The organism is Bilophila sp. T19-St14, from assembly GCF_059728385.1.
In genome coordinates this window covers 304,332-329,299 of the sequence record NZ_BAAGFT010000002.1, presented here as the reverse complement: position 1 = coordinate 329,299, position 24,968 = coordinate 304,332, and the positions used below count along the sequence as shown (strand labels likewise).

The window sequence follows — 24,968 nt, the reverse complement described above, 5'->3', positions numbered from 1 at the left end:
GCTATCCTTGTTCGGAATACGGAGAACATCATGCGCATTTTGATTTCTGCGGATATTGAAGGCATCAGCGGGGTTATGAGCCCGGAGCAGACCAGCCCCGGATCTGGCGAGTACGAACGGGCGCGGCTCCTCATGACCAGGGAAGTCAATGCCGCCGTCGAAGGGGCATTGGAAGGCGGGGCTGCCGAAATCTGGGTGGCTGACGGTCATGGGCAATACAACAATATCCTGTTGGAAGAACTGCATCCGAGCGCGAGCCTCGTCTCTGGGAAGCCCCGGCTGTTCGGTATGATGGGCGGTCTTGACTGCGGCCCGTGGGATGGGCTTTTCCTGATCGGCTACCATGCGCGCGCCGGAGCTTATGGTGTGCTGGCCCACACCATCAATGGCTCGGCCTTCGCCGAAATCCGCGTCAACGGCGTCCCCGTGGGTGAGTATTACCTGAATGGGTTGTTGGCTGGCGAGTATGATATCCCCGTCCGGCTGATCAGCGGTGACGACAGGCTTGCTGAGGAAGCCGCTTCCGTTTATCCCCATGCGGAGATTGTAACGGTAAAACGGGCACTGGGTACGAGGGCAGCCGTCCATCAGCCGACCGGGGCGGTTCATGAGGCTTTACGTGCGGCGGCCCGGAAATCACTGCAAAACATTTCATGCAAGCCGTTCAAGCTCGCCGGGCCGTTCTCGGTACAGGTTTCCACTGTGCGGACCTACCATGCGGATCTTTTCTGTATGCTTCCCGGCACGAAACGGCTGTCTCCGACATGCCTTGAGTTTATCGCGGAGACGCCGTTTGCCATTTCGCGGACACTCAACTGTTTTTCGAGCATGGCGGCCTCAGTGCATTAGCTTGATGGTTAAGACGAACATACGGCGCGCGGTTTTTCCGCGCGTCTTTTTTTGTGGAATGGCGGATATTCTTTAGAGCAGACCCATGTTGTCAAATTTATTACGTAACATCATGTATTTATTTGATAAAATGTAAAAAATGAAATGTTCGGCATAAAAGAAAATCAGGAAATGTTCCTCTCCAGTTTAGTTAACTTTACTGTCATAAAGTTAACTAAAATTTCAGAGTGGAGTAGAACCGCCAAAAACGCGCTGTAATCGCGTTTATCCATTTTACGCCTCATACATCGGAAAAAATTTTTTAGCGCCTTAAAATCAATTTTTGAAGGACTTTTTCTTTGACGCCATATGGCCCAATTCCGAGCTATCGGGAATAAAACTTTTCTGGCCCGCTTTGGCAAAGCTAAAGCCTGAGTAAAACCAAATCCGCAAGGCTGTGTCATAGAAAACGGTTGATGCTTTATTTCCTTGAAATTCCAAAGAAATAACCAATAAAATCCCCTAATCACAGAGCCCACCAGCGGAAAATTTTGAGAAAAAGCATATATTTTCAGTATATTGTCGAAACAAAAACAACCATGTACTCTGATAGAGCCATCCGCAAAAGGCCAAATCTGCCAACATTGTTCTCATAGTGAAGCAGCCATTAACCGGGTTGTGTTTTCAGTGCTGAAACAAGTCTTCAAAAGATGGGATCTACCATAAGATGCGATTGTTTTGCTGGGCTCTGTCAGGGGATGTGGTTGTTTCATCTCCACAGCTCGGTGAAAGTACAGCCTTTTTCTCCAGCTTTCCCTTGAACCTATGGCTAAGGCATTTTGCCGGTCGTTCCTTTGGAACTTCAAAGAAAAAAGCATCAGCCAGTTTCTCCGACACAGCCTTTTGTTGTTATAATACGGTGAAAATACAGATTGTTATCAGCTTTTCCGTTGGCTGCCTCCATAGCCGAGTCCTTTTATTGCTTACCTCTTTGAAGTTTTTGAAGTTAAAAAAAAGCTGTGTTATAGAAAATGGTTGATACTTTTTTCCTTGAAGTTCCACAGGGATAACCGACAAAATGCCTTAGCCCTGTATTCCGCCAAGAGGAAAACCGGAAAAAAAGGCTGTATTCTCACAGCACTGTGGAGATGAAACAACCACAAACTATAACAGAGCCTCAAAAAATATGGCCTCAGCCATTTCTTTTTGGGTTCAGCCAAAGGTTTCTATCCTAAAGGCCGTCCCCGGCAGTGTATCCTCTCGTTAGCAGTTTTCCCAATCTCATGAAATGCAAAGGGAATGTACCTTGCGGCTCCCTTACAAGTTCGATAGGCTGTAGCCGTTCCCTGTTATGGAGGTTCTATTCATGCCCCCCCTTCCGGCCCCCTCATTTTCACAGCTTCCCGAAACCCTGCCTGACTGGACGCCCCTTGATCGGAAACGGGTCTTGGAACATTTTATGCTTAGCCGCGATTACGAAAACATCGCCGAATACATTTCTTTCCAGTCGGATCTCCTGCCCGATGAGCGCGTCATCCTTTTTTTCCTCCATGCCGTGTATGCCGACTCCACACGGACGATAGAATTGTACGCCCTGTATATCATTGGCCTTTTCAATTATGCGAAAAAGAGTTTCAACCTCTTGAAAGCATGGGATATTGACGCCTATTTACGGCATCTGGCAAACAAGGGGCTGAAGCCAAGCTCCCGGAATACGGCGGCGGCTACACTTCGGAGTTTTTTCCGGCATCTCGTCGATTCGGGCGTCTGCACAGTCAACCCCGCCGCTTTTTTGAAACGGAAGCGCAGCGATGGGAAAGGAACCTTGCCGGGCCACCTGTCGCATAGCCTCGGACAGGATGAACTGGAGCGCCTATTCACTGGCATGGAAGAACTTGGCGCACCGTTCCGTGATGTTGTCCTCTTCCGGGTTCTGTTCATGACGGGGCTGCGCGCCGAGGAAGCCGTATCCCTCAAATGGGTGAATGTGATCAATTGGCAAGGGCGCTGGTACCTTGACGTGCTGGGGAAAGGCAGCAAAGCGCGGCGGGTCTATCTTCCCCAAAAAGCTCAAGCGGCACTTGAAGAATTGCGGCGCCGCACCTCACCGCGCCCCGATTATCCGATCTTTGAAAACCTCCGCCACCGCGGACGCCCTATTTCCCGGCATGGCCTGTATGCGCTTGTCAAGAAATGGTCTTCCCTTGTCATTTCCAGAGGTGACGTTTCGCCGCATTGGTTCCGCCATAGCTGTTTCACCCAGCTTGCAAGCCGGGGGGCGCGCCTTGAAAGCATTCAGGCCCTTGCCGGACATGCGAACATCCAGACGACCATGCACTACAACGAGGCGGCCCAGCTTATGGCCCCGGCAAGCGCCATATTTGATGAAGAATAATTATTTCACTAGGTTGTGTTTTAGAAAATGGTTGATGCTTTTTTCCTTGAAGTTCCAAAGGGATAACCGGCAAAATGCCTTGGCCGTGGATCCCGCCAAGGGGAAAACAGGAGAAAAAGGCTGTATTTTCACCGCATTGTGGAGATGAAACAACCACAAACTATAACAAAGACTTTCACTATATTGGTGTGGTGGATACGCAGCCCTTCACGCTCCATCTTCAAGCACAGGAATGCTGAAAATTGAAAGGCTCTGTCATAGTACTTGGTTGTTTTGTTTCAGCAATATACTGAAAATATATGCTTTTTATCCAAATTTTCCGCTGGTGGGCTCTGTAATTGGGAGATTTTATTGATTATTTCTTTGGAATTTCAAGTAAATAAAGCATCAACCGTTTTCTATGACACAGCCAACTGAAAAGGGACATGAGGCACGGAAAAAGCCTTCCCCGCACAGGATGGACAAAAAAGCGATGTACAGCCACAAACAAGGCCGCCCCTCACTAGATGGGGCGGCCTTGTCGTGCTGGGGGAACAGGCGGTGCGCACCGCCTGTTGGGGAACCAAAAGCCTTTTCAGGAAGGGGGATTATCCAAAGAAAGGCTCCGGAAAGTAGATATGCATGATGTTGGTGAAAAAGACTTGGAAAAATACGATAAACGCCGCCGTGAACGCAAGGTCGGCGAAGAGTGCCCTGCCGGTCTTGCGGGGGGTCAGCACAACCAGCATGGCAAACATGCCGACGGCCATGCTGATCTTGAATGAAACATACATTGCGCCAAGCACCTGCGCGATGAAAATCGCGGAAACAAGGCACCAGCGCTGCGGGGGAATGTCCCCGAAGAAGGACATTTCCCCTTTGCCTGCCATAATGGCCTTGAGCGCCAACAGGACGCTGCACGCCATGATCAAATACAGCACGCACAGCGGAAAGAGTACGCCTTCGCGGGGGATGCCCTCAAGCTGGCCCCGCATGACGAAGCTGAAGGCGATGAGAAAAACAGCGGTCAGAATATCTATGGTACGTTCTTTCATCTGCATCCTTCCTGATGGGCTGCGCAGCATCCCAATTCTTGTTTAGCCGGATACGCCATTATACAGTAAGGGCGATATGTCCCGCGAATCAAACCTTCTTGGCCCCGCATTCCTTCCAAATGGAATAGCCGAGCGAAAGCAGCGTAAGGATGATGAGCACAAGGCTCTGCGGGCGCGAGAAGAAGAACAGCATGATATTGCCTTCCGCCGATCCGAGATGAAGCGACAGCTTGAATCCTTCTTCCATCGTGGTGCCGAGGATAAGCCCAAGCGCCATGGGGGCGACCCCGTACTTATACCGCACAAGCACGTAACCGAGCAAACCGCAAGCCGCCATGGACAGCACGTCCATCAGGGAGCTGCTGATGGAGTAGGAGCCGACCACGGACAGGGCCAGGATCGCTACCACAAGGAAGTGCTGCGGGATTTGCAGCGCCCGCACGAAAATGCGCACCAGTACGAGCCCAAGCAGCAGGATGATGATGTTCGACAGGATCAGCCCGAAGGCATAGGTGAATACGATGTCGCCCTGTTCCGAGAACAGATCGAAGCCCGGCTTCAGCCCGTGGGTCATCAGCGCGCCGAGCATCACGGCGGCGGGGGCGCTGCCGGGGATGCCGAGTGTGAGCATGGGGATCTGCGCCCCCCCGACCACGGCGTTGTTGCAGACTTCAGGGGCCATGATCCCTTCCATGACGCCGGTACCGAACTCTTCGGGCTTCTTCGAGAACCGCTTGGTTTCATTATAGGCTACGAAAGTGGCGATGTTGCCGCCCGCTCCCGGCATGATGCCCACGATGACCCCGACCACACCGGCCACAAGCGTGACCCATATGCGGCGGAAGAAGTCTTTTAACGTCTGCCAAAAGACGCCGGGGGCCGGGTTGTAGGGGGCCATAACGCCCTTTTCCCCTGCGGGGCGCAGAAGCAGCAGGGCCTGAGGGATGGCGAACAGCCCGATAAGCGCGGGGACTACGTTGATCCCGCCCATCAGTTCCATCGTATTGAACGTGAAACGGGGATACCCCGTGACCGGATCCATGCCCACGCAGGCAAGGACAAGGCCGATAAGCGCCCCGATCACGCCCTTGAGGACATTGCCGGAAGAAAGGGAAGCGATGATCGTCAGCGCGAACACGCACAGCCAGAATTGTTCGGGCGCACCAAACTTCATGGACACGTTGGCAAGGGGCACGGACAGGAACAGCAAGGACGCAACACCGAAAAGCCCCCCAAAGACCGATGCGATCAGTGCCGTGAAAAGGGCCCTCTGCGCTTGCCCTTTCATGGCCATAGGGTACCCGTCGAACGTGGTGCACAGGGCCGCCGCCGTTCCCGGTGTATTGATGAGGATTGAGGGGATGGAGCCGCCATATTCCGAACCGCAGTATACGGAACCGAGCATCAGCAGCGCCGTCGCCGGTTCAAGCCCGAATGTAAAAGGCAGGAGCAGCGCGATGCCGAGCGTGCCTGACAATCCGGGGATGGCCCCCATAATGATGCCGAAGCAGGCGCTCAGGGTCATGAGCAGCAGCGTGACCGGGTCGGACAGATTGGAAAGGACTACCCACGGATCAAACATGTTCATCTCGCTCGTGTTATGGATGAAGCTTCAAGGGGGGAGTCGCCTCCCCCATGACCCTACTTGAGGAAACCGGAAGCCTCCAGAACCTTCTTGGCCTGTTCGCCTTCCCTGCTGATGATCTCACCAAAAGCCTTGCCGGTCTGGAACTGGGGCATCAGGCCGCTGCTCTTGACCGCCTTCTGATATTCGGGGTTGGCGCACACTTCCGCAAACTTGCTTTCCAGATACTGCCGTGCTTCAGCCGGAATGCCTTGGGGCGTGGCGAGGCCGCGATACTTGCCGGACTCGATGGCATAGCCCTGTTCAATGAACGTGGGCACGTCGGGGCACAGCTCATAGCGTTCCTTGCTGCCGATGGCGAGCCCGCGGGTCTTTTCCATGCGCAGGAAGCTGGAACCCGAACCAAAGTAGGCGTCCACCTCGCCGCTGAGCAAAGCGGGGATGGCCTTGCCGCTGCCGGAATAAGGCACCTGCGTGAACTTCGCGCCGGTGAGCTTTTCGATTTGCATAAGGAAGAGGTGATCGCCGGTAAGCTTGCCCACGGTCGCCACCTTCACCTTGCCGGGGTTGGCCTTGGCGTACTCGATAAGATCCTTGAACGTCTTATAGGGGGCGTCTTCGGGAACCATGACCACGTCGGCGTCGTACACAAGGCCGCAAAGCGGGCTGAGCTGTTCCGTCTTGTAGCCCGGCTGCCCCTCAGGGCGCAGCATGGGCTGGAGCACGATATGAGGCAGATCCACGCCGCCGATGGTGTACCCGTCCGCCTTTGCGCCGACCAGCCACGTCCAGCCGATTTCCCCGCCCGCACCGGCCTTGTAGGTTACGATGATGGGCTGATCGAAAACGCCCTTGGCGAATTTTTCAAGGAGCCTGTGGCTGACGTCGCTGCCGCCGCCCGCATTGAACGCGGTCATCAGGGTGATCGGCTTTGCAGGATACTCGGCCGCCTGTGCGGGAGCCGCCAAGAGGCCCAGCGCCAGAAGAGAGGAAAGGAACAAGCTTTTCATATCTACCTCCAACAGGTGTTTAGATGGCAGTTACAGGGCGTTGTCCGGGACTCAGCTTTGCAGGAAGGCTTCCACGGCCTCCACGGTCGGGGGGATGACGCCGGGCGTTTCGCGTTCGTCGGTGGCGACCTGCGGCGCGTTCAGCCCGTGCCCGGTGAGGTTGCAGACGGTAACCCCCGGATTCTCAAAACCGGGCACCTTCACGAGATACCGCAAGGCGGCCACGGAGACGGAACCCGCCGGTTCCGTGAACAGCCCCTCTTCCCGCCCAAGCTCGCGGATGGTGTGGATGAAGTCGGCGTCGGAAACGGAAATCATGGTGCCGCCGGTTTCGCGCACGGCTTGCAGGCAGTAACGCCCCCAGTAGGGGTTGTTGTTCATGATGGCGTCGGAAAGGGAAGGCTTCTTGTCCACGGGCGTCACGTTATCGCGGCCTTCATGGAAGGCGCGGGCCGTGGGATCGCAGGCTTGCAACTGTACCCCGACGAGGCGCGGCATCCGATCGATGACCCCCGCGGCGAGCATCTCGCGGAAGGCGTCAAACGCGGCGACCATCCCGGCCCCGCCGCCGCAGGGGATCAGAACCGTATCCGGGGCCTGCCCAAGCTGCTGGACGACACCGTAAGCGAAGGTACGCTTTGCGGCGATACGGTAAGGGTTGGGGCCGCCGCACTGGAACCAGTTGCGGCGCTTGACCATTTCCCCGCAGATCCGGCTGGCGGCGGCCATGTCGCCGTCGATGCGGACTACGCGCCCGCCGTAGACGAGGCTCTTGAAAATTTTCGCGGCGGAAACCTGTTTCTGGACGAAGACCACGGGATTGAGCCCGGCGCGGGAGCCGTAGGCTGATACGCTGGCCGCGTTGTTGCCGGACGAGGACAGGCACACGGTTTTACAGCCGAATTCCAAAGCCTTGAGGACGCACAGGGCCGTGCCGCGATCCTTCAGGGACAGGGTCGGCCCCTGCTCCACCTTGAAATGCAGATCCGGTATGCCGAGCTTCTCGCCGTAGCGGTGGGAAGGCAGCAGCGGCGTTTCGGCTTCGCCAAGGCTCACGCGATCAATAAGCGATTCGTCGGAAATCGGCAGGATAGACCGCCACTGGCGGAGGAATGAACGCCCATCGGGAGTGGGCAAGCCCGCGCCCAGCACCTGACGGAGCGACGCCTCGGAAAACGTGACGCGCATGGGCGCGCCGCAGTCGGGACAAGACAGGGCACATTCGGCCTCAGGCACGCGTTTGCCGCATTCGCGGCAGACAAGCCCCAGACATTCTGCATGCATATGAATCCTCCTGAGTGGAAAAGGCTTGGCGCCTCTCGTGTACGAACAACGGTCGATCGCCGGCAGTATTTTTGTCATCCGTCGACAGTATGTGAAAAGAAACACGCCCTGTCAATACTCTGTCGACAAAAATAGTCGACAAAAATACAGACGGCCTCGCACACCCGATGGAGCTTCTTCATTTATGCAATAAGGAAAGTGAAATAGATAAACTACAGATCCGAAAAAATACTGTAAGCCCTGTCTCCTCCAGCCACATGGCCGATGCGGGCCCTCCGGCAGGCCTCTGATGCCATTTTTTAGCTGCCCAAACCGGAAACTCCGGCCTCTCACCCTATGAAAGGCCGTTCCAAACGCTTCACACGGACGGGGTTGGGGACTGCCGGATGCCATCCAGAAGCCCAAACCTTCGTGCGTAACCGCGCCCACGCCTTATTTTGGAGCTGCCGGGTTCTCTGATACGGGAAATTTATTTTTGGCCGTGTTGTAGGATAATGGTTGATGTTTTTCCTTGAAATCCCAAAGGCATGACCGACAAAATGCCGCAGGCATGGATTCCGCCAAGGGGAAAACTGGAGAAAAAGGCTGTATTTTCACCGGGCTGTGGATATGAAACAATCACATGCTATGACGCAGCCTTATTTTTTACAACTGAATGATAAAATATTTATAATAGTTATAATCAAATATAGAAAATAGCCGCCAAGAGTCCCAGCCATGGGCTTTTTCCCCTCCATTGGGTTGGCCCACAGGTACGGCCTGATGTACGCAAAAACGGCCTTCCTGCCTGGCTCCCAAATGCCGTTCTGCCGGCACGCCGTCTTTTTCCCCGGCCTTCAAAACATCGCACCATGCCTGCCCCATCCACTCTGAAAGATTTTTTAGGTGTTGTGACAAACAGCACTTGACACAACCCGTCGACAGAGTTCTAATACTGTCAACGGTCGACAAATTTGTTTTTTTCACCACCCACCTTTGAGGTAGCTATGAAAAGATTCTATGCTTTGTTGCTCGCCCTGGGGATTTGCTTTGTGTCCGCGCTTCCTGCGCTGGCGGAATACCCCGCCAAGCCGATCATGCTCATGACCGCATTCAATGCGGGCGGCGGCAGCGACCTGAGCCACAGGCTCGTCGAGAAATTCGCCAAGGGGGTCATCCCCCAGCCCATCGTCGTGACCTACAAGGCGGGCGCGGGCGGGGAAATCGGCTGGACGTGGCTCATCGGCGCAAAGGCGGACGGGTACACCATCGGCGGCGTGGATCTGCCCCATATCGTGCTCCAGCCCATGCTTCGCCCTGAGGGGCAGCCGGGCTACAAGACGGAACAACTGAATCCGCTTTGTTGCCTCGTGTTCGACCCGGACATCCTGATCGTCAGCGAAAAGAGCCCGTTTAAGAGTTTCGGGGAACTGATCGAATACGCCAAGGCCAACCCCGGCAAGGTGAAGGCCGCAACCGTGGGCAAGCTCACCGGTGACCATATCTTTCTTATGAACGTGGAAAAGTTCACCGGCGCGAAGTTCACGCAGGTTCCCTACCCCGGCGGCAGCAAGGCGGCCCCGGCGCTGCTCGGCGGCGAAGTGGACTGCTATTTCGCTTCCACATCCAACTTCCTGCGTATGCAGGGCGCACGCGGCCTCGCCATTGCAACCAAGGATCGCTATGAGCTCTGCCCCGATGTCCCGACCATGAACGAGCTTGGCTATAAGCTCGAATCCGCCAAGTATCGTGGCCTTGCCACCCCGCCGGACTTCCCCGCGGAAGCTCAGGCCTATCTCGAAGCCGCGCTTGCCAAGATATGCGCCAACCCTGAATATCAGGCGGGCGTACGCGGGGCCGGACTGCTCCCCTACTTTAAGGATGGCAAGGCGTTTGGCGAAATCATCCGGCAGGAAAAGGAAAAGGCCCACAAGACCCTCAAGGAACAGGGGTTGATCCGGTAGCACAGCGAAAGCGGCCCCATTCTGAAAGGATGCAGCCTGCGGCGACGCGGCGGAAAGCCCTCCGATCCGTACCACCATGCGGATCAGGGGGCTTTTTTGATGGCTGCGGCTGTAACGATGGACGGGGAAGGGGGATGGAAAACGTGAGGTGTGATGGCGGAACAGGGTAGGAAAAGCTCTGTCATGGAAAACGGTTGATGCTTTCTTTCCTGAAATGCCAAAGACATAACCAATAAACTCCCCCAACCATGGAACCCTTCAGCGGAAAAATAGGAGAGAAAACATATATTTTTCAGCATATTGCTGAGGCAAAACGACCATGAACTCTGATAGAGACATAAAAAAGCTGTCTCATGGAAATAGCTGATGCTTTCTTGATATCCCAAGGAAATGGCCGATAAAGGGCTTGGGCCATGAAGCCCGCCAACAAAAGCGGAAGCAAGCGGAACACGGGAGAAAAAGGCCCTCTTTTCATCACGCTGTAAACATGAAAGGCTCTGTCATAGCATGTGGTTGTTTCATCTCCATAGTATGGTGAAAATACAGCCTCTTTCTCTAGTTTTTCCTTTGCGGAATTCGTGGTTAAAGTATTTTGTTAGTTATTCCTTTGGAACTTCAAGAAAAAAAGCATCAACCATTTTCTATGACACAGCCACATGAAACAGCCATATCCCATGACAGGGCCAAATAATAACCACCCGCACAGCAGGTGATCATTTTTCTGACGCTTCGTATCCTCAACAGGCTGAAACCCACAAAGAAAAACGCCGGGAAAAGCTCCCGGCGTTTTTTGCATTGGCTGCGTCACAGAAAATGGCTGATGCTTTTTTCTTTAAAGCCCCAAAGGGATAAGCAGCAAAATGTTTTAGCTGTGGGTTCCGCCAATGGGAAAACCGGATAAAAAAAGCCGTATTTTCAGCGTGCTGTGGAGATGAAACAACCACCTGCCATGACAGAAGCCTTTGCCTTCATCCGAAGGCTGTCCGTCAGCCTTCCAACTGGCTGCGGTAATCAGCCGCCGTCATCAGGGCGGGCGTTTCCGTGGGCCGGATACGGAGCATCCAGCCATCGGCGTAGCAGTTGAGGTTCACGAGCGTAGGCTTGCCTTCCAGCGCCCCATTGCGCTCAACGACTTCCCCGGCCACGGGCATATACAGCGAACTGACGGTTTTCAGGGATTCCACAGTCCCGAATTCGTCATCGGCCCCGAAGGAAGCGCCCGCATCGGGCAGATCGACGAACAGGATTTCACCAAGCTGATCCTGTGCGAAATCCGTGATGCCGATGACCAGCGTGTCGCCGTCCTTGCGGGCCCATACGTGGCGGGCCGTGTAACCGAGATCTTCAGGAAAGTTCAGGGATTTTGGCGTGTTCATAATGCCTCCTGCGGTTCGCCGCACCCGGTGGAGCCGTGCGGCATGGTTGAGGGAAACGGGAGCTAGGCGAGCATCCCGGCGGCTTCGTACAGCCCTTCCGAAAGGGTCGGGTGGGCATGGATGGTTTCAAAGAGTTCCCGTGCCGTACACCCCTTCTGAAGGGCGAGGGTCGCTTCAGCGATGAGATCCGAGGCGTGCGCCCCGGCAATATGGACGCCGAGGAGCCTGCCCGTGCCCTCTTCGGCAACGATTTTGAAAAGCCCGGAAAGCGCGCCCATAGCCTGCGCCTTGCCGAGTTCCCGGAACTGGAACACCGCCGAACGTACCGCCATCCCCTGTTCCTTGGCCTGTTCTTCCGTCAACCCCACATCGCCGATTTCCGGCGAGGTGAAGATGGCCGAAGGAACCGCCGCATAGGATTGCGTTTTCCGCTTCTCAGGGTGCAGGATGTTATGAACCGCGGTATGCGCTTCGGCTGCGGCCATGTGCGCCAGCATGATCCGCCGCGGGCCGGTGACGTCGCCAATGGCATATACGCCGGGAACCGACGTTTCCAGCGTATCGTCGACGATGATCCAGCCACGCTGGTCGAGCGCAATCCCCGCTTCGGCCAATCCTGCGGTGTTCGGCGCCCGGCCCACGGTAACGCAAACGGCGGACGCGTTTAGGATACGGGAACCGCCCGCCCCTGCGGGGAAAGGCGCGATTTCCACCGCCGCCCCGCCGTCACACGGGGATACGCGGGAAACCGTATGGGCCAGTTCCACGGCGATGCCTTTCTTCTTCATTTCACGGAGCAGCAGACGGCTGATTTCCCCGTCCACGGACGGCAGGGGGAGCAGACGCCCCTGCCCTTCGATGACCGTCACTTTCGCGCCGAAGGCCCGGTAGATGAAGGCGAGTTCACAGCCGATAACCCCGCCGCCGACAATGGCCAAGTGCTCAGGCACGGTTTGCAGCTCCAGCGCATCGTCGCTGGATAGGACAAGCCGGTGATCCACGGGCAGCGAAGGCAGCTCCAACGGGGAGGAGCCGGTGGCGAGGATGACCCGATCCCCGGCGATCTCCAGAACTTCATCCCCGGAAGCAACCCTGACGAGCCCGGAACCGACAAGCCCCGCCTCGCCGTGGATGATGCGGATCTTCAACTGGGCGGCTGTTTTCTCAAGCCCGGTTTGCAGGGTTGCCGTCACCTTGCGCTTCCGGGCGACGATGGCGGGCATGTCCGGCACGGCGGCGCAATCCCCGGCAATGCCGAATTCCCTGAGCCGGGCAGCCGTATCCAGCGCGTCCGCCGATGAACGCAGCGTCTTCGTTGGGATACAGCCCGTGTGCAGGCACGTCCCACCAAGATGGGCACGCTCGATAAGGGTCACTTCGGCCCCGGCTTTCGCGGCGGCGAATGCGGCGGTGTACCCTCCGGGTCCTCCCCCGATGATGGTCAGCTTCATGACGCGCCCCCTGCCCTGCGGACACTGTGCGAGACGTTGATGCCTTCAAAAATGGATGCCGTGATGAGGCAGTTTTTGACGATCTTCGCGCAATGATCCACCTTGGCGGCATAGGCTTCATCCGCGTCCACGGTCACGTCGATGTCGATGCGTACAAGGCGCATCGCGCCGTCCGCATTGGGTTCCTTGGTTCCCGTCCCCTGCGCCCGGATGGCGCGGAACGGAACCCCGCGGGCCACAAGCGCCGCCCGGATGCTTCCGCAGAAACAGCTCAGGGCCGCGGCTATCAGCAAAGCGGACGAGTTGCCGCCCCGCTCCGTTTCCGGGATTCCGGTATAATCCATGACAATATCTTTAAGGACAGGGGAACCCGTATGGACGGTGTAGACGTCGCCCTCTTGAACGAACGAAACCTGTATGCGTTGGGACATCGCTGACTCCTTGTTTGTTGTGGGATTCCAGAGTGTGCCTATCCTGCTTCCAAGTCCATGAAAACCGTCATCCCCCCAGCTTCGGGTTGGCGGCGAGCCCCCGCAGCAGGGCGGGGACGGAATACATGGCGAGCGCCGAGCTGCGTGGGTTCCGGGGCAGCGGGGCCGGGCGGGTTATGGTTTCCAGCGTGCAGTCCCCGGCACGGGCCGAAATGCGGTGCAGGGTTCCTGCCGCGCCGGGATCGGCGAACAGGCGTACCCGCGTCCGCGAAAAGCCAAGCCCCGCCAGGCCGAGGCTGACCGCGACGTTCACGTTTGCGGGGAAACGCCGGATCGCCTCTTCCGCCGTGCCGCTGAACAACAGCCGGGCTTCCGGGGACATGATCAGCGCCTCTTCCGCCGTGGGCGGGTCAAGATCCGTGAGGGGCGGCGTCTGCCCAAGGCTGCGGGGATGCTTCACCGTGGTGAGGGTAACGGCATCAAGCCCCATTTCCCGCATGGCCCGGATGCCATCCAGCCCGGCAATGGCCCCAGAGGGCACATGCACCGCGGCGCGGGAGGCCTCCACATCGCGCAGCAGGGAAGGATCAAGCGAAAACCCGCCGACGCTCAACGGCACAACGGCTTTTCCGGCGGCAAGACAAGCCCGCACGATAGGCGGCATGGAGACGGCGCTGGTGGCTTCGACAAGCAAATCACATGATTCGATAAGGGGTTGCAGGCCAAGCACGGGGACGCCTCCGAGCTCCAGCGCGAGCTCCTCGGCGTGCGCCGTGGTGCGTGAAAAAAGCCCGCCGAGACGATAGGCCGGCAGATGTTCGCGGATATGCCGGGCGATGAGACGCCCCATCGCACCGCATCCGATGATCCCAAGAACCGTTGGCTGCATCGCTTTCTCCAATATATCCATAGGGAGCATAGCCGAAAACCGTTTTATTGTCGACAATAATAGTCGACCAAAAATAATCCGACAGATCCAGCCCTCTCACCGTTGTCCGCAAAAGGCTTATTCCCTTGCAGCCCCTTGCGGAAAGGCTGTGCCATAGAAAAGGGTTGATGCTTTTTTCCTTGAAACTCCAAAGGGATAACCGAAAGACTGTGTTTAAGTTTGTGGTTGATACAAGATTCCAACTGGAAAGGAAGAGTTCTTTGGAAATGATTTGGAGGTCTCGCAACAATTCTTCAAAACTGGATTTCATGTAATGAACAAAAAATGAGAGAGGCCCATATCACCAGACGTGGAATGAGCTTTTATCTATTGATTTTCATTGAAAAAATCATCAACCGTAAAATTGAACACAGCCAACCGGAAAATGCCTTAGCCGTGGATCCCGCCAAGGGGAAAGCTGGAAAAAAGCTCTATTTTTCATCGCACTGGGGAGATGAAACAACCACATACTATAACAGGGCCTACGGAAAACCCCCGGCTGGGCCGGGGGCTATGTGGGAGGAGGCATCTGGGAGCCGTATGGGAAAGGGGGCTAGAGGACGGCGATGGCTTCGATTTCCACGCGCGCGCCCTTGGGCAGGGCGGCAACAGCGACGCAGGAACGGGCCGGGGCATCGGCTCCGAAGGTTTCGCTGTATACACCGTTCACAGCCTGAAAATCAGCCATATCCACGATGAACACGGTCACTTTGACCACATCGGCGGGCGTGGCTCCGGCTTCGGCGAGGACGGCCTTCATGTTGGCGAGGGCCTGCGCCGCCTGTTCCTTCACATCATCGGAAACGAGCTCTCCGGTGGCCGGAACCATGCCGATCTGGCCGGAGAGGTACAGGGTGCCGCCCTTACGGATGGCCTGCGAATAGGGGCCGATGGCGGCGGGGGCATTGGGGGTGGAAATCACGGTTTTCATGGCGTTTTCCTTGGTTGGAGCTACTTCGCCCATTTGAAGGTGAACACCTGCTCGACATCGGGGTGCAGGCTCAGGTGAACCGGGCAGGTATGCGCGGCGCGTTCAATCATGGTCTTCTGCTTGTCGGTGTATTCGCGGTCGGGCATGATGAAGGTCACTTCGATCTTGCCGATGCGGCGCGGGTTGGCGCTCATGGTCTTGGCGACTTCAATTTCCGTTCCGACAACGTCCACATCGTGCATCTTGCCGTAAATGCCGATGATCGTCATGGCGCAGGATGCGAGGGCGGTAACGCAGAGGTCAGTGGGCGAAAAGGCTTCGCCCTTGCCGTTGTTGTCCACGGGGGCGTCGCTCACCAGTTTGGTTCCGCTCGCGACATGGGTGCACTCGACGCGCAGATCGCCAAGGTATTTCGCGGTAACTGTAGCCATGTGGTTCTCCTTTGTCGTCAGGGTTGAGCTTGTTGCTGAAAGCACAATACCCCGGACGCGGATAATGGTCAACAGTATACCGTCGACTTATTTAAAAACCAAGAAAGAAATCCTGCCCATACGGGGCCTTCCTCGAAAGAAGCCCTGCCCATGCGGAGCTTTCCTCATTTCTCCCCAAGATAACCCAAGGGCACTCGTTGAAAAGGGGCACCTGTTGAAAGCCTTCCCTGCCCAGCCGTCATCGGGCCATCGGCGTGCAATGCAAACTCTGCGTGCAATGCGAAACATGGAACCACTAGCCGTCGACTAAAGCAGTCGACAGCATGTCGGATATCAGGTATCTCCTGCCCGTACAATAATACGTGTGGAGGGAGAGGGATGTACGGGAAAAAAGAGGCTCCGGCCATCCGCATTCTGCAGGAAGCGGGTGAGGACGTGGGGCGTTTGGAGTATGCTTTCACCGAGCGGGGCGGCACGAAGGACGCGGCCCGGCAGCTTGGGCTGTGCGAACACGACATCGTGAAAAGCCTTGTGTTCGACGACGGGCAGGGAGGGCACGCGGTCATGGCGCTCATGCACGGCGATGAGCGCGTATCCCTGCACAAGCTCCAGCGGCTTTCGGGCGTGCCGCACCTCCAGCCGAGTTCCCCTGAAAACGCCGAACGCCTGACCGGATACAAGCCCGGCGGCATCTGCCCGTTCGGGCTCAGTTCGCCGCTTCCGGTGTTCGCGCAGTCTTCGCTTTTCGAGCGGGGGACGCTGTACATCAATGCGGGCGAACGCGGCGTCATCGCCGTTATCCGGCCCGATGCCCTGCGGCTTGCCGGGGCCGTGGCCGGGGACATTCAGAGCTGCGGGCCCCGGCGATAGCCCTTGACGGCGTATATGGGGAGAGGTTATTTGGTATCAAATACATATGATACGGCGTTCACAATCGGACGCCGCCAACGAACACAATGGTGAGCGATGCAACAGCTTAACAAACCGACATACAGCGAACAGGTGGTCAACCTTATCCGCCAGCGGATCCGCAACGGCAAACTCCGCAGCGGGGATCGGATCAGCGAGGCCAGCATAGCCGAGGAATGCGGCATCAGCCGGGCCCCCGTCCGTGAGGCGCTTTATCAGCTTGAAACGGAGGGGTTCCTGATGTCCCACCCGAAGCGGGGCAAGTGCGTAACCCTGCTCACGGGCGACGGCATCCGCCACCGCTACGAACTGTGTGGGCTCCTCGAAGGGGCCGCTGCCGTCAACGTAGTCCTGAACCTGCCCAAAGGCCCGTGGGAAGAATTGGAAGCCCTGCTTGACCGCATGAAACAAGGCGTGCTTTCCGGCACGCCCTTCGAGGATCACGCGGCACTCGGCACGGCCTTCCATGAAACGATCCTCGAAAGGGCCAGCAACCCCCTGCTCATCTCCATTGCCCGCAGTTCCTGCCGGGTGATTTCCAAATACCTTATGTTTCAGCAATGGCGTACGCTGTACACGGCGGAGGAGCTTTTTCAGCGGCACAACAGCATGTATGAGGCGTTCCTCACGCGCAACCCGCACACCATTGAGGAAGCAGTGCGGGCGCATTATGCCGATTCCGCCGAACGGCTCGCCCAAATCTGCGAAGCGGAACAAAAACCCAAGGCAACCCGCTCCAAGCGGCGCGCCCACTTCCCCACCGAATGACAGCCCTGCCCCGTGCGGGGCTTTTTGTTTGGCCCTGCCATAGCAGTGGTTGTTTCATCTCCGCGGTACGCTGAAAATACATTCTTTTCCGGTTTTCCCATCGGCGGAATCCATAGTTAAGGCATTTTGTTGTTCATGCCTTTGGAACTCCAAAGAAAAAACATCAACCATTTTCTATGGTACAGCCTTTTGTTTCCGGTTGAAGTTTCGGGACGTTCGCTTATGGGAAACTGGGGGAACACGCGGCCCGCTCTTCCCGTCTTTATCCTGACGAAAGCTCAGGGAAGAGAAAAGCTGGCCTTCCCATATGAAAACCCCTCGGCGGGCCGAGGGGGAAGGAAAAATCCGCTTATGTGTGAACGTGGGACGAAAAAGTTAGTGGGACTGAAAAGTTACAGGACGGCGATGGCTTCGATTTCCACGCGTGCGCCTTTGGGCAGGGCGGCGACGGCGACGCAGGAGCGGGCCGGGGCGTCTGTACCGAAAGTTTCGCTGTACACGCCGTTCACGATCTGGAATTCCGCCATGTCCACGATGAACACGGTTACTTTGGTCACATCGGCGGGCGTGGCTCCGGCCTCCGCAAGGATGGCCTTCATGTTGGCGAGGGCCTGCGCGGTCTGCGCCTTCACATCATCGGAAACGAGTTCCCCCGTAGCCGGATCCATGCCGATCTGCCCGGAAAGATACAGGGTATCGCCCTTACGGACGGCCTGCGAATAGGGGCCGATGGCGGCGGGAGCCTTGGAAGTGGAAATGACGGTCTTCATGGCAGTCTCCTTGTTCCCAAACGGGTATTGAAGTTTTGCCGCACCAGCAGGAACTGGGACAGGAGCCGGGATACGGACGTTCCCTCCCTGTTGCCGCGGGATGCCGCGCACTGGCTGTTTGGGCATGTACGCCCGGTGCGCGGTTCGCCAAATGCGTCCATCGCTACAGTAGCCGCAAGGGGCCCCTTTGTCATCTGTCGGCCTTGCATGGCTTGGGGAATGCACGTAAAAGCGAAATCATCTCCTGACGTTTTATGGATCAGGGGCATACGGATGGCCCGGCATGCACGTTCCGCCGGGAACGCGGCCTGAAAGCCGCCTGCCTAACCTTGTGAAAAACAGAGTCGCCATGAATCGCTTTTGCCGGTTGTTCCTTTTTATCGTGCTGTGCGGCGGTCTGCTCTTTGCCGCTGTTGCCGCGTCCGCCGACGGCACCCCAGTTGTTGAGGAAAAAGCCTCCGCCCATCCCGCAAAAAGATGGCGGGTGGCCTACATTGAGGGAGGCGGGTATACGGACTATCAGCGCATCCTCGCCGCCACAGCCAAGGGGCTTGCCGAACTTGGGATTATTGCCGACGGCGATGTGCCCATCCCGGAGAAGACGGACGACACCCGGCCCATTTGGGACTGGCTCGCCGAACATGCGGGCGGGGATCGGCTGGAGTTTTTGAAAGACGGCTACTATTCCGCCAACTGGGATGCGCCGCAGCGTGCCGCCAACAGGAAGGCCCTGCTCGACCGTATCCGCGAACGGGGCGACGTGGATATGGTTTTCGCCTTCGGCACGTGGGCCGGTCTGGATATGGCCACAGCCGACATTGCCGTTCCGGTGTTCTCCATGTCGGTCACCGACGCGGTGCAGGCGGGCATCTCCAAATCGCTGGAGGATTCCGGGCGCGACAACCTGCATACGCAGATCGATCCCGAACGCTACAAGCGCCAGCTTGCCGTTTTCCATGATATTTTTGGTTTCAAGAAACTGGGTGTCCCGTATGAGGATACCCCGGAAGGCCGTTCCGACGTCTCGCTGGCCGCCATCGAATCCGCCGCCGATGAGCTCGGCATCGAGCTTGTGCGCTGCACCACGGCGCTGAACGTGCCTCCCGATCAGAGCTTCGCCAACCTCAGGCAGTGTATTTCCCAACTGGCGGGAACGTCCGACGCCGTGTACCTCACCACCAACTCAGGCATGCAGTGGAACCGGATGCGGGAACTGCTCCAGCCGCTCATTGAGGCGGGCGTCCCCTCCTTTTCCCAGAGCGGCATTGAGGAGACGAAGCTCGGCGTCCTGATGAGCCTGTCCCAGAGCAGTTTTTCCAGTGAAGGCCGCTTCGGGGCCGAGGCCATCGCCAAAGTCATGGACGGCACACGCCCCAGGGATGTCGGGCAGGTCTTTGACAGCGCAATCGGGCTTGCCATCAATCTGGAAATGGCGCGGCTCATCTATTGGGATCCGCCTTTTGAAATCCTGCTGGCGGCGGACGCGATCTATCAAGACATCAAAAACGCGGCCGAGTGAACATGGAACCATCCCGCAAGCGCCTGCTCATCGGCGGCCTGGCAACGCTCCTTGCCGCGCAGTGCCTGTATGGTATCCTCACGCTGGCGACCCTGTACAAATCCTATAAGACGTCCCTTGTCTCGGTGCAGGCCATCGCCAGCGAAAAGTTCAGCCTCGATCTCTCGCGGCTGGCCCGTTTCGGCAAAGATCCCGAACGGGTGGAGGACATGGACGGGCGCGTTCGCCGTTTTTGCGAAACCGCGGGCGTCAGCCGCCTTGCCGTATTGGACGGAAACGGGCGGCCCATCTCCGCCTGGCCCTCAGGCGCGCCGGAGGCCCCTCCCGTCCCTCAGGACGAGAACAAGCTCAAGACGCTGCACGGCGAGGTGAAAACCTTCGACGCCGACGGCAAGGTCTGGATTGTCCAGCCCATCAGGAACCGCACCGGGGCCGGCGTGGGGAGCGTGCTCGCCGGGTTCGACGAGGCGGGCATGGCGGAGCTTGTCGGCAGCGCCGCCTCCCGACACACGCTCCTGTTCCTTGGGGTAGCCGTACTGGGCGGCTCCCTGTTCATCCTGCTGGTGTTGCGGGAAGGCAAGCCACCCTTTCCGAAACTCGGCAAGGGCTGCCTCATCATCCCCCTGCTCGTCAGCCAGATCGCCTTCCTCCTTTTCCTCCGGGGCCCCGCCGTTTCCTTTCTGGAGGAAAACGCCCGCGACGCCGGAACCCAGCTTGCCCGCTACATCGGGCATGATGTCGCGCATATCAACGATCTTGGGTTGAAGCTGGCGGACGTGCCTTCCGTCAGGGCGTATCTGGATCACATCCGCCAGAGCCTGCCCTGGGCGCAGTCCATCACCGTCAGCGATGCCGGAGGAACCACTTTTACGGTGGGGAACCCGATGACGCCCCTCCAGGCGGGCGTGCCCCTGTCCGACGGCAACCCGGTTTCCGTAACCGTGGGCATTGACGAGGGCACGGTATGGGAAGCCTTCCGTTCCATCGTCTACGACACCCTGACCATCATGATCATCGCCATGCTGTTCATGTTGGAGCTTGTGCCCCTGCAAAGCATGGGGAAGCCCGCCGCGCCGTCCGCCGATGAACCTCTGCCGCCGCGCATCATGCGCCCGATCATCTTCCTGTGCATGTTCGCCATCGATCTGCCCGCCTCCTTTATCCCCCTGCGGATAGCGGAAATGGATCTCGGCCTGCTTGGACTTCCGCCCGATGTGGTGATGGGCCTCCCGCTGTCGTTTGAAATGTGCGCGGTGGGCATAGGCATCCTTCTAGGCAGCTTCTGGAGCCAGAAGAAGGGCTGGCGGCCCCTCCTGCTCTGGGGGGCGCTGCTGGTGGCGCTCGGCAACGTCGCAAGCGGCCTTGTCTCGGAGCCCCTTGCCTACATCCTCTCCAGAGGCGGCGCGGGGTTCGGCTACGGCCTCATCAACCTCGCCGGGCAGGTCTTCGTCGTGTCGCACTCCTCGCCCGAACACCGGGCCGGGAACCTCTCCGCGCTCGTCGCGGGCCTGTACGCCGGGTTCCTGTGCGGCAGCGCCTTCGGCGGGCTCATCGCGGACAACCTTGGATATGCGTCGGCCTTCCTCGTTTCGGCGGGGCTGATGGCCCTCATCGGGATCTTCCTCCGCTTCACGCTGCCCCGCGAAACGTGGGCCCCTGAGCCTTCCGCTTCCGGGCGCATCTCCCTGCGCGGGCTCGGCGCCTTTTTCTCGGACATCAGGATGGCGGGCCTGCTGTTGGGCAACATCTTCCCCTGCGCCTTCGTGACCGTGTGCCTGTTCCAGTTCTTCCTTCCCGTCTCGCTCAGCCAGGCCGGGGTCAGCCCGGCGGGCATCGGGCGGGTGTTCCTGCTGTTCTGCCTCGTGATCATCTACCTCGGCCCCTTCTTCGGGAAGGCGGTGGACAGGTCGCCCAACAAGCTCGCCTGGCTCGTGGGCGGCGGGTTCCTGTGCATCGGCGGCATCATCGCCCTGCTCCTGCTCGACGGACTCGCGGCGGCGTTCGTCTGCGTGGCGCTGCTCGCCCTGTGCAATGCCGTCGTCGCCAGCGCGCAGGGAACCTATGCGCTCGAAATCCCGGTTTCCCAGCGGGTCGGCTCCGGCAGGACGGTGGGGATCTACAATATCACCGAACGGCTCGGCCAAATGCTCGGCCCGGTCGCGCTCGGACAGGTGATCGCCTTGTGGGGCGTGGATTCGGGGCTGCTTGGGATGGCGGCTGTGCTCGCCGCCTTGAATATCCTTTTCGCCCTGACCGGGCGCTTTGCCAGGGGCGGCGCATGACGGCTTGCCGTTTCCCCCTTGCAGGGATCGGCTTCCGCTTTTTGCGCAGCCGCCGCATGTCCTCCGCAAAAGGGCCCCGCCGTGCCCTCCATGCGCGCCGGATGGCCCTACCCCGCCCTTGACGGCATGGACGCCGTGACGGGCCACCTCCGCACATGCCGGATGGATTCTTTGGGGTTGCAAAAGAAGCATCAGCCGGATCCCCTCCGTGCGTACCGGTTTCCCCTCTGATCCTTTAGGCCTTCCCCACATGCATGGGGGGACTTCGACGCAGCAGGGGATGCGCTCCAGCTTGCGGAGCCTTCCTCACACGCATGGGGGAGCCTTAAAGCGTCTTTTAGAAAAGGAAAATTCCCCACCGTTGGGGAAACCGTGGATTTTTCCCTGTCTTTTCATTGTGTTAGGCTGTTTCTTACACAGATAGGGCCCCCTCACGGGGTCGCCGGAACCGAAGGCTTCGGGTTGTCTTCCCTACACGCATGTGGGAAACCGTATTACAGCCTTTCGTCGAGAGTATTGCGAACGCTCTTCCCCACACCCGTGTGGGAGACTGGATGCCGGGGAAAAACCGGGGGAAGAAAAGAAAGACGCAATATTGCCTTCCCTACACGCGTAGGGGAAACCAGCTTTGGCAGCCAATATGCCCATTCCTACGATTTCTTCCCTACACGTATGGGGAAGCCTAATGAACAGGCTCGGAGCGTCTATCTTGGAGAATTTCTTCCCTACACGTATGGGGAAGCCCCCACGCTCATGCCCCGTCCTTCACCTGCCATGTCGTCTTCCCTACGTGTTACGGGGGAGTCCCTTCGTCGCCCGGCGACGCCAGAACCGGAAGCTGGTCTTCCCTACATGTATGGGGGGAGTCCCCGCCGTCGCCGCGGGCAACATGCTGATGGAACAGTCTTCCCTACATGTACGGGGGAGTTCCACCAGCCGTCCCGTTCCCCATGCTCCTGACGCCACCTTTCGGAAGGCCGGAAGCCTCTCCGTATGCACCGCGTGCGCACCAATGCTGCGTGCCGGTATGGACGCCTTTCATGCAGGAAGGTCTTTCCCGGCCCGTTTTTTGCTTTGTTCCTTGCAAGAGACAGCGATGCGCAATAATGTTGGCGCCGCCGGATGCCGTTTTGCAAAGGAGTACACATGATTGATCCCCTGGCCATGCCCATCTTCAAGCCTCTTTGGGAGGCTTTTCCCTACCTTCCCGGCTGTTTTGCATCATGGCGCGGCATGAGCCTCGGTGAAATATCCGCTTCGGCCTACGCGACGGCGGACGGGGAACGTCTGCCTTCCGGCGCCATCGTGGGCTGCATGGCGAAACACGCGGCACGGAGCCTCGGCAACGATGTTGGCGATGCGGTTAAACGGTATTTTTCCCGGAACAACGCCGTCCTGTCGGCGAACCTGCACGGCATCGACTGCCTGCCTGAAATGGTGCAGGCCGTGCCGTTCTTCGGCCTTGACCGTCTGGCCAACGGTGAGCCGGGGGCCGTCATCCCCGTGCTGTCCTGCGGCGGCGTTTCCCTACAGAGTTCGGCATACCCGCGCGGGCTGCAATCCTTCCACGCGGACGCCCCGGCACGTTTCCCGTTGTTTCGGAGCTCTTGGCAGGACACCGTGGAACTGAACGCCCCCGCCTTGACCGCAAAGGACATGCGTTCAAGCGCCGTCCACTGGAAACCGACGCGGGCCTATGAGAAACGGGGGCTGGGGACGGTGCTGCATCATCTGCTTGACCCGGACACGCTCGCGCTCAAACGCTTTGGGGAGCAGGCCGCACGGGTCAACGCGAAGCTGTACGCCGCCCTGTTTCCAGATGCCCGGCCCACAGCCGTCTATCTCGAACTGGAGGAAATCGCACGGGAACTGCTGATCGACGACCTTGCCCGGCCCGATTCGGTATTGCACAGGGCGCTGTTTATGCCGCGCCTGCGCGAAGGGCTTTTACGGCGTCTTGCCGGCGTGCGCGGCTGTTGGAGCCACGGCGTGGTTTCCGGCGGCGAGCTGCCCCGAACAGCCGGGAACGGCACGGCCTTTTTCTGGGGCGTGGACGGGCGCGGGCGGCGGCACCCCCTGCGCGTATCGCCGGACAGCGGCGCGCTCGAATTTCCGGGCTTCCATCTGCCGCTTGTGCCGGAAGCCGTCATTGAGGCCCTGCGCGACCGGAACATCTATCCGGGGCTGTTCGTTTCCTACATGACGCTGGCGCTTGAGCACGGGCTTTGCTGCCACGGCGGGATTTTCCTCGTGCGCTACCTTCCGGCAATGCTCCACGCCGTGCGGGATCAGTTCATGGCGTGCGGCGAACCGCTCCCGCCGCTTCCGGGCCGGACGATGCTGGCGGCTTTCGCCATTTCCATGCAGGCGCGGGAAGCCGGGAGGCTCTTTCCCGCGGGCATGCTGGAGCTGATCGCCTCCGGGGGCATCAGCCGGGCGGACTTGCAGCGCCTTGCGGATCTCCCGCTTGAAGCTGTCCTCCCCCTCAGCCTCGCCCGGTGGTGTCTGGACTACACGCCCCGCTCGCAGAGGGCCCCGGCTTGGGAAACCGCCCTGCGCAACACAGCATGGGAAGGCCTCACCATTGACGTATCATGACGGGCCCTGTCATAGGATTCGACCGTTTTATTTCCACAATAATATGGTGAAAATACAGCCTGTTCAGTTGTTCCGTGGGCTGGTTCCATGACTGAGGCAGTGTATTGGCTATCCTTTTAGAATTTCAAAAGAGTATCATCCGTTTCCCATCAGGAGCGTTTTCTGTTCGGCACTGCTTATCCGCTGATGCCCATCGTGGACTGCGTGAGCCGCTTCAAGGCGCTTTTCAGGGACGAAGCCCTGCCCAATCCCCTGCACAAGAACGCCGCAAAGCTCTGAATATTGAACTGCCGAAGGCTTAGCCATGACCTGTACGCATCCCTTAAGCTCCCGCCCTTGCCTTTGCCGTGGATGCCGCTCCCGCCCTCGCCAAGAACTTTACCGAGTAAAGTCCGCAGAGTCGCCCGCCGGCGGCACGTGGAGCATCGGCATGGGCGCAATGGGAAAGCCATTTCCATATGGGAAAGCTAGTTCCATTACGTATCCCGGACTTGG

19 protein-coding genes are annotated in these 24,968 nt (G+C 58.3%); 8 read left to right on the top strand and 11 right to left on the bottom strand.

The window, feature by feature from the left end; all coding sequences use genetic code 11:
• Positions 1 to 30 precede the first annotated feature (30 nt).
• Positions 31 to 849 carry a M55 family metallopeptidase gene (locus AC6I1V_RS15870; protein ID WP_486854817.1) on the top strand — a complete coding sequence of 273 codons (819 nt, stop codon included), beginning with the start codon at positions 31 to 33 and terminating at the stop codon, positions 847 to 849.
• A gap of 1,345 nt (positions 850 to 2,194) precedes the next feature.
• Entirely contained in the window at positions 2,195 to 3,223 is a 1,029-nt protein-coding gene (locus AC6I1V_RS15865) for a tyrosine-type recombinase/integrase (RefSeq protein ID WP_497737221.1), read from the top strand.
• A gap of 587 nt (positions 3,224 to 3,810) precedes the next feature.
• On the opposite strand, the gene AC6I1V_RS15860 is transcribed toward AC6I1V_RS15865, so the two are convergent.
• The 4 genes from AC6I1V_RS15860 to thrC all read right to left on the bottom strand — a co-directional run bounded on the left by AC6I1V_RS15860 (position 3,811) and on the right by thrC (position 8,136).
• The gene (locus AC6I1V_RS15860) at positions 3,811 to 4,257 is read right to left on the bottom strand and encodes a hypothetical protein (RefSeq protein WP_302552466.1); all 447 of its coding nucleotides are present in this window, start codon (positions 4,255 to 4,257) and stop codon (positions 3,811 to 3,813) included.
• An 88-nt stretch (positions 4,258 to 4,345) separates the two neighbouring features.
• Complete coding sequence (locus AC6I1V_RS15855; RefSeq protein WP_482332505.1) at positions 4,346 to 5,839, bottom strand: tripartite tricarboxylate transporter permease; 1,494 nt, start codon at positions 5,837 to 5,839, stop codon at positions 4,346 to 4,348.
• A gap of 59 nt (positions 5,840 to 5,898) precedes the next feature.
• Positions 5,899 to 6,852 carry a tripartite tricarboxylate transporter substrate binding protein gene (locus tag AC6I1V_RS15850; RefSeq protein ID WP_308770643.1) on the bottom strand — a complete coding sequence of 318 codons (954 nt, stop codon included), beginning with the start codon at positions 6,850 to 6,852 and terminating at the stop codon, positions 5,899 to 5,901.
• A gap of 51 nt (positions 6,853 to 6,903) precedes the next feature.
• A complete protein-coding gene (thrC, locus tag AC6I1V_RS15845) occupies positions 6,904 to 8,136 on the bottom strand; it encodes a threonine synthase (protein ID WP_308770644.1) in 1,233 nt (410 codons plus the stop codon).
• 1,031 nt (positions 8,137 to 9,167) lie between these two features.
• Here thrC and AC6I1V_RS15840 point away from each other — a divergent pair.
• Entirely contained in the window at positions 9,168 to 10,079 is a 912-nt protein-coding gene (locus tag AC6I1V_RS15840; protein ID WP_308770645.1) for a tripartite tricarboxylate transporter substrate binding protein, read from the top strand.
• Positions 10,080 to 11,065: 986 nt separating this feature from the next.
• Here AC6I1V_RS15840 and gcvH read toward each other — a convergent pair.
• The 6 genes from gcvH to AC6I1V_RS15810 all read right to left on the bottom strand — a co-directional run bounded on the left by gcvH (position 11,066) and on the right by AC6I1V_RS15810 (position 15,627).
• Positions 11,066 to 11,455, bottom strand: coding sequence for a glycine cleavage system protein GcvH (gene gcvH / locus AC6I1V_RS15835; protein WP_308770647.1), 390 nt, complete (start codon positions 11,453 to 11,455; stop codon positions 11,066 to 11,068).
• A 62-nt stretch (positions 11,456 to 11,517) separates the two neighbouring features.
• Positions 11,518 to 12,906 (bottom strand): dihydrolipoyl dehydrogenase, encoded by a 1,389-nt coding sequence (gene lpdA, locus AC6I1V_RS15830; RefSeq protein WP_486853866.1) that lies wholly within the window; start codon positions 12,904 to 12,906, stop codon positions 11,518 to 11,520.
• Positions 12,903 to 13,337, bottom strand: a complete 435-nt coding sequence (locus AC6I1V_RS15825; protein WP_302552479.1) for an OsmC family protein — start codon at positions 13,335 to 13,337, stop codon at positions 12,903 to 12,905. Before AC6I1V_RS15825 ends, lpdA begins: the two co-directional genes overlap by 4 nt.
• Positions 13,338 to 13,404: 67 nt before the next feature.
• Positions 13,405 to 14,226, bottom strand: coding sequence for an aspartate dehydrogenase domain-containing protein (locus tag AC6I1V_RS15820; RefSeq protein ID WP_302552481.1), 822 nt, complete (start codon positions 14,224 to 14,226; stop codon positions 13,405 to 13,407).
• A 592-nt stretch (positions 14,227 to 14,818) separates the two neighbouring features.
• Positions 14,819 to 15,196 (bottom strand): RidA family protein, encoded by a 378-nt coding sequence (locus AC6I1V_RS15815; protein WP_308770782.1) that lies wholly within the window; start codon positions 15,194 to 15,196, stop codon positions 14,819 to 14,821.
• Positions 15,197 to 15,216: 20 nt separating this feature from the next.
• Complete coding sequence (locus tag AC6I1V_RS15810) at positions 15,217 to 15,627, bottom strand: OsmC family protein (protein ID WP_302552483.1); 411 nt, start codon at positions 15,625 to 15,627, stop codon at positions 15,217 to 15,219.
• A gap of 378 nt (positions 15,628 to 16,005) precedes the next feature.
• On the opposite strand from AC6I1V_RS15810, the gene AC6I1V_RS15805 reads away from it, so the two are divergent.
• Both AC6I1V_RS15805 and AC6I1V_RS15800 read left to right on the top strand, forming a co-directional pair.
• Positions 16,006 to 16,497, top strand: a complete 492-nt coding sequence (locus tag AC6I1V_RS15805) for an aminoacyl-tRNA deacylase (protein WP_486850977.1) — start codon at positions 16,006 to 16,008, stop codon at positions 16,495 to 16,497.
• Between the two features lie 96 nt (positions 16,498 to 16,593).
• Positions 16,594 to 17,304: a GntR family transcriptional regulator gene (locus AC6I1V_RS15800; RefSeq protein ID WP_497737220.1), complete on the top strand. Its 711-nt coding sequence runs from the start codon at positions 16,594 to 16,596 to the stop codon at positions 17,302 to 17,304.
• A 392-nt stretch (positions 17,305 to 17,696) separates the two neighbouring features.
• On the opposite strand, the gene AC6I1V_RS15795 is transcribed toward AC6I1V_RS15800, so the two are convergent.
• Complete coding sequence (locus AC6I1V_RS15795) at positions 17,697 to 18,074, bottom strand: RidA family protein (RefSeq protein WP_486850978.1); 378 nt, start codon at positions 18,072 to 18,074, stop codon at positions 17,697 to 17,699.
• Between the two features lie 349 nt (positions 18,075 to 18,423).
• Here AC6I1V_RS15795 and AC6I1V_RS15790 point away from each other — a divergent pair, with 349 nt between their 5' ends.
• From AC6I1V_RS15790 to AC6I1V_RS15780, 3 genes are all read left to right on the top strand, one after another.
• On the top strand, positions 18,424 to 19,593 hold the full coding sequence (locus AC6I1V_RS15790) for an ABC transporter substrate-binding protein (protein WP_486853865.1): 1,170 nt from the start codon (positions 18,424 to 18,426) through the stop codon (positions 19,591 to 19,593).
• Positions 19,594 to 19,595: 2 nt separating this feature from the next.
• A complete protein-coding gene (locus AC6I1V_RS15785; RefSeq protein ID WP_486853864.1) occupies positions 19,596 to 21,875 on the top strand; it encodes an MFS transporter in 2,280 nt (759 codons plus the stop codon).
• A 1,146-nt stretch (positions 21,876 to 23,021) separates the two neighbouring features.
• Entirely contained in the window at positions 23,022 to 24,473 is a 1,452-nt protein-coding gene (locus AC6I1V_RS15780) for an ATP-binding protein (protein ID WP_486853863.1), read from the top strand.
• Positions 24,474 to 24,968: the final 495 nt, after the last annotated feature.